Consider the following 5,560-nt stretch of genomic DNA (forward strand, 5'->3'; position numbering starts at 1 on the left):
ATGACAACGCACTGGACTTGCATAGCCTGCTGGATACGCCGGCAACGCTGACCATCCATCATAAATACGAGGGCCTGCGCCATCTCTCCGGAGTGATCGCCGAGATTGCCCGTGGTAATGAAGGTCATCATCGCACCAGTTACTCGCTGACGCTGCTGCCCAGCCTGCACCGGCTCGCCCATGGTTCTGACTGCCGGATCTTCCAGAAGAAAAGCGTGCCTGAGATCGTCAAGATCCTGCTGAAAGAACACGGCGTCGAGGATGTGAAGTGGGATCTGACCGAGCCTCATGAAGCTCGTGAATACTGCGTGCAGTACCGGGAAAGTCACCTAAGTTTTTTAGATCGCATCACGGCTGAGGAAGGCATCTGGTACTACTTCACCTATGGTACAAACGGCCAGCATACACTGCAGTTTATTGATAACCCGCAGATCGTCTCCGAGCTCCCAGACCAGCCCAAGCTAGAATATAACAGCATGGCTGGCGGGGCGGTCAAAGGCGTTTATTGCAACAGCTTTGTCCTTCGTGAGCAGCTGCGAGCCACCAGCTTCATGCAGCGCGATTATTCCTTCAAGAACCCACCTTACAACCAGCAACACGCCCATCAGCGCGGTGAGGACAACGGCTCTGCTGGAGACTATGCACTCTATGAGTATCCAGGGCGCTACAAGGCCGATGGTGTCGGCAATCCGTTCACAAAACACCGGCTGGAGGCAGCCCGTGTTGAGGCCACCACAGGGCATGGCGCAACCAATGCCATTCACCTGATAGCCGGTCATCAGTTTGCGCTGAACGACCACCCGAACAGCGACTACAACATCAAGTATCATTTGCTCACCGTCTCGCATCAGGGCAGCCAGCCACAGGCCGTGACGGAGGAAGCTGGCAGCGGTACCACCACTTACAGCGCTGGGTTTGAGGTCATACCCGCCCGCCTGCCATACCGGCCTAAACTACTCAAAAAGCCCTTGGTGGACGGCCCTCAGATTGCCCATGTCACCGGGCCGGAAGGCGAAGAGATTTACTGTGATGAGCATGGCCGGGTGAAAGTCTGGTTTCCGTGGGACCGTCATGGCAAGAAGAACGACACTTCATCTTGCTGGATCCGCGTGTCCTCCAACTGGGCCGGCGCCAGCTGGGGCCACATCGCCATCCCCCGCATCGGCCACGAAGTCATCGTAGACTTTCTCGAAGGCGACCCCGACCAGCCCATCATCACGGGTCGCACCTATCACGCCAACAACCGCAACCCCTACCAGCTGCCCGACCACAAGACCAAGATGGTCATCCGCTCGGACAGCCATAAGGGGGATGGGTTCAACGAGATCTCATTTGAGGATCAGTCCGGCGAAGAGCAGATCTATGTTCATGCTCAAAAAGACCAGGACATTCACGTTGAAAACAACCGTGCCAAGCGTGTTGACGTGAACCAGTCAGAAAGCATCGGCCACAACAAATCCATTGAAGTCGGCAACAGCCACCATGAGGTGATTGGCGGCAACATGACCCTCATGGTCGGCCCCAACAAGTTGCAGCAGTTCGTTACCGAGAAATTCCAGGCCGTTGAGAAAGCCCTCGGCAAGAAAATCGGAGGCATTGCCGGAACCCTCGGCAAGTTCGGCCTCAACATGGGCGAAGGCAATCTGGTCGTCGCGGTTGGCAAAAACAAAGCCGAGACGGTGATGGTGTCTTCTTCCGAAGTGGTAGGCGGAGCTAAAGCCACGGCTGTTGGCGGTGGCTATCAGCTGTCTGTTGGCGGCATTGAGAACAAATCAGTCCTCATGGGTGCCTATGAAGAGGTTGGTCAGAACAAAACAATTGTCGTTGGCAAAACCTTCGAGATTGTCTGCGGTAAGTCCAAGATCGTCATGGAGGAGGCGGGCAACATAAAAATCGAAGGCATCAACATCAGCATCAATGGTTCTTCGCAGATCGTCCAGAAGGGCGGCAAAATCAAGCTGAACTAAGGGGCGTCAGATGCGCAGATATGATGATGGTGAATTTGTTGCCAATGAACTCGCTCGCCGCAAGGTGCGAGACCAGTATCGGAACAAGTTTTTTGCTGGTGTTGGGGGGAAACCTCTGAAAGATCCCTTCGATTATGACCCTGACCCTAAAGCTCAACATGGGATCGTGTTGGGCCTCATTGATAAGGCTCTTGATCTCCAGGACGGTGATAAAAGTGCGCTCATCGCGATGAAGTCTGATGTGGTGAGTTCTCTGCTGAGCGTTCCTGTTGCGGGTGCTGGCAAAGTTGGACGACCTGTCCTGGATGCAACAATTACACCCGCTATCGGCACAAGTCATTTTCTAAACCTCTTTGGAGGGAAGAGTAATGACTGACGCTGATTTTCGCCTTCCGGACACGCAGCCAGGTGGCACGCATCTTGATGGTCAATCCTGTATCGGCCATGCGGCAGATCGCGCCAAAGAATACGCAGCCACAATTCACTTTATCGGCCTTCTTGTTTGTCTTACCGGCACACCCGAAGAGCAGGAGGAGGCGCGGGCACTCGTCAGGCAGGCCATTGAAGAGTTTGGGATACCAACAAATTTAAGCTCGGCGCGAGATGCGGAAGAAGCTACTCGCAGAGCTTATGAAAAAGCCAGCGAAGAATACGGCCTTGCTCTTGCCTCGCCGGATCGAGCGCAGGCGCGCGCAGCAAAGCTGGCTGAAGAGAAGGCTTATGCCACTTATCAGCAAGCCTATCAGCATCGTACAGCCGTTATGCATGGTAGCTTCAACGCTTTCTTTGAAAACCTTTGGGCCTCGTTCAAAACGATCTATCAAGATGCAATTGCTGCCATTGATAACGGTACGTGGAAGGTCGCGTTATGCAAGGCAGCTGTTGATGCTGGATATGCCGTAACCGAAGAAGGCATTGCCCTGGCTCTTGTCGGGTTAGGACTGGGAGTTGCGGCTTTGACGCTCAAATTCGTTGGGCGCGTTGCAAAATCTGGATCGAACGTTGTTAAGATCTTTGTTCGCAGTGAGCGGAACTTTCTGAGAAAAGATAGCTTTGATCCGTCCAGGCCAGCGGTCGTAGAGAAAAGTGTTGGTGACATTGACACGTCAACTGACCTTTCAGATGCAGAGAAAAAGCTCTTAGGGTCAGATAATCAGGGAACGACCGCGCCGGACCGGGACAAAGGACCGGCTGAAGCAAAGGGCGGCAAGGGCAAAAAATCCAAAAAGGAAGATGTGTGGGAGGATGGCTCCTACCGCAACCCTGATGATCCAGGCGGTATGCGGCGCACTTCGGATGGTGAAGCCATGATCAAGAATAAACATGGCGAATGGAAGCCAGTTTCTGATTTGCGTAGTAACAAAGAAATCGAGATTGATGAACAAAGAGCAGCTGAGGGGAAAAGACAAACCCAATCCAACCGGCATAATCCATGGAAAGGCCAATGGGGCGAAACCCTCGCAGACCAGGATGCGAAAGAGCGAGGCTGGGAGAAGATCAATGGAGATGACACCCAGATAACGGGTGATGGTTTTAAGGGGAAAGGGATTGACGGTGTTTATAAGAATCCCAAACCCCCGCCAGATTATTTTGTGACCGATGCCAAAGCATTAGGCAGCAAGGTCGGGAAAAAACAGTTAACTAAAAAGTGGATAAAAGATCATTTGACAACAATGTATGACAAAAGTGAGATTACTAAAGATCAGATGGAAGATATAATTGACAGTAATAAAGCTTTAGTCCAGCGTATTGATGAGTACGGCGAAGTAACTTTAGAGAATAAAGATAAAACACCTTTCAGGGAAAAAGAATAAATATGAGAAATATTTATAAATCAAAAGAGTATTTCGAGCATCAGATTGATGAGGTCCAAAGTAGTTATGATCGCTCAATCGCAAAGTTGTCTAATCCTGATATCACAGAACAAGCGAAGCAAAACAGACTGGACATTCTAGCTGAAGTAGATTTGGATCGATCACTTATATTCTACAATATGGGAAAACCCTTAGATCAAGTTGTTGAACATATGCGCTCAGGTCTTCACAAGATGATGGATATGTTTGATTATGCTTCAACAACGCATCTTCCACCGCATCAAAAAGATCTGGTGACAAGTAAACATCGATTTGAACTCTTTCCTCTCCTAGTCCTGTGTGATGCACCCAAAGAGCTTTGCCATCGCTACATCGAAATGTCGCTGCGCAAAGATATGTCGGTAGAATACGATCAGGAAGGAGATGATGGAGATTACGCCCCTGAGCCAATTCGCATCTCTCCTTTGATGAACGAGTTTGCCAAATATTTTGGCTACGATGTACCGCCTGAAAATGTTGCCCCACGCTGCTATATGGAGACATTTGAAGCACCAATTTATGGATGCTTCACACGACATGAAGGCCACCATCAGGAAATCCTAATGAACTACGTGACCAAGTGGGCAAAGACTGGTCAAAAGAACGAAGAGTTCTATATTAAAAATTTCCATAAACATCCCAAAAGCAAAAGCTTCAAAGGCTACTGGTGCTTCATGGGTGCAGCAGTTGCAAAGGTCCTTGGGATTGACGATAGCCCGCTTAAGGATCATCCCGACTACCCTTACGAACTGGTTCACTACAAAGAGTATTTTTGATGCCAGCTGCTTATAGAAAAGGCGATATCGCCGCGGGCCATGGGTGTTTTCCGCCCACGCCATCTTCTGCTGGAAGCCCTGATGTGTTTGTGAATGCTATTGCTGTAGTGCGTGTCGGTGACGGCGTTATCCCACATGGGTGTGGCAACTGTCCGCCTCATCCGCGTTCTATGTCTGCAGGGTCCGGGTCCGTGTTTGTAAATGGCCGTGCTGTGTGCCGGGTTGGAGACAGTGTTGGGTGTGGTGGCTCTGCTTCAGCAGAATCAGGAGACGTTGAAATTGGCGGTTGATCAAGACACGACAAAACCTGGCGCGTTCGATCTGGGAGAAGGGCTCACTCCAGTGGATGTTTGGCAGGGCCTTCATGCCAGCGAACCTTTATGGATAGCGTCAGCAGGCGTTGATGGCGGCGAAGAAAACCAGAGCCGGATCAACGAGACGGATCTAAGCCTTTTGAAGAGACTGGAAACCTTCCCTGCCAAAAGATGGGCACAGATGTGTGACGGCATCGGCTGGACGGCGCTCGGCGCGGTCGCATTGTCCTGGTGCCAAAGTTCTAACGATCAAGCCTTCAAAACCGCGTGGTCAAACGCAGTTACAGATGAAAAACTCAGCGATAGTCAAAAGCGTGCATTAACGCTGGTGAAGGATCTTGAATTGCAAGCATCCTGATTTTTCGCTCGAATTATCTGCAGCTATCGGACGGGCTAAACTCACATTAGCTGCGAATGAAAGCACATTGTTTGCGACGCGATCGCAATTATCCGGTTAGGATCACATTAGATGTGCCGACCTGCAATCATAATCATCTCGGCTTGCAAACATCGGCTTTTTGAGCCCGAATTAAGTGCATCTATCCAGGGTAGCAAACCCACATTGTTTGGTGCGCCGTGGAAAGGCGCGTTTTCCTAGCGGGTGCGAAACCCGCTCAATACTTGTCGCTTCGGTTGATAGCAGCCTGAGC

6 protein-coding genes are annotated in these 5,560 nt (G+C 50.9%); all 6 read left to right on the plus strand.

The features are described from left to right. Nucleotides 1-1,967 (plus strand): type VI secretion system tip protein TssI/VgrG (gene tssI / locus PPL9_RS03165; RefSeq protein WP_057461293.1); only part of this gene is annotated, 1,967 nt, incomplete at its 5' end. 10 nt (nucleotides 1,968-1,977) lie between these two features. Further along, a complete protein-coding gene (locus tag PPL9_RS03170) occupies nucleotides 1,978-2,343 on the plus strand; it encodes a hypothetical protein (RefSeq protein ID WP_057461294.1) in 366 nt (121 codons plus the stop codon). Next, entirely contained in the window at nucleotides 2,336-3,781 is a 1,446-nt protein-coding gene (locus PPL9_RS03175; RefSeq protein ID WP_057461295.1) for a hypothetical protein, read from the plus strand. Before PPL9_RS03170 ends, PPL9_RS03175 begins: the two co-directional genes overlap by 8 nt. A gap of 2 nt (nucleotides 3,782-3,783) precedes the next feature. Further along, the gene (locus tag PPL9_RS03180) at nucleotides 3,784-4,596 is read left to right on the plus strand and encodes a PoNe immunity protein domain-containing protein (protein ID WP_057461296.1); all 813 of its coding nucleotides are present in this window, start codon (nucleotides 3,784-3,786) and stop codon (nucleotides 4,594-4,596) included. Beyond that, nucleotides 4,596-4,886: a PAAR domain-containing protein gene (locus tag PPL9_RS31060; protein ID WP_082596498.1), complete on the plus strand. Its 291-nt coding sequence runs from the start codon at nucleotides 4,596-4,598 to the stop codon at nucleotides 4,884-4,886. Before PPL9_RS03180 ends, PPL9_RS31060 begins: the two co-directional genes overlap by 1 nt. Next, nucleotides 4,876-5,268: a hypothetical protein gene (locus PPL9_RS03185; RefSeq protein ID WP_082596500.1), complete on the plus strand. Its 393-nt coding sequence runs from the start codon at nucleotides 4,876-4,878 to the stop codon at nucleotides 5,266-5,268. The genes PPL9_RS31060 and PPL9_RS03185 overlap by 11 nt, the downstream gene beginning before the upstream one ends. The last annotated feature ends 292 nt before the right edge of the window (nucleotides 5,269-5,560 follow it).

It is taken from the genome of Pseudovibrio sp. POLY-S9 (assembly GCF_001431305.1).
GTDB lineage: Bacteria > Pseudomonadota > Alphaproteobacteria > Rhizobiales > Stappiaceae > Pseudovibrio.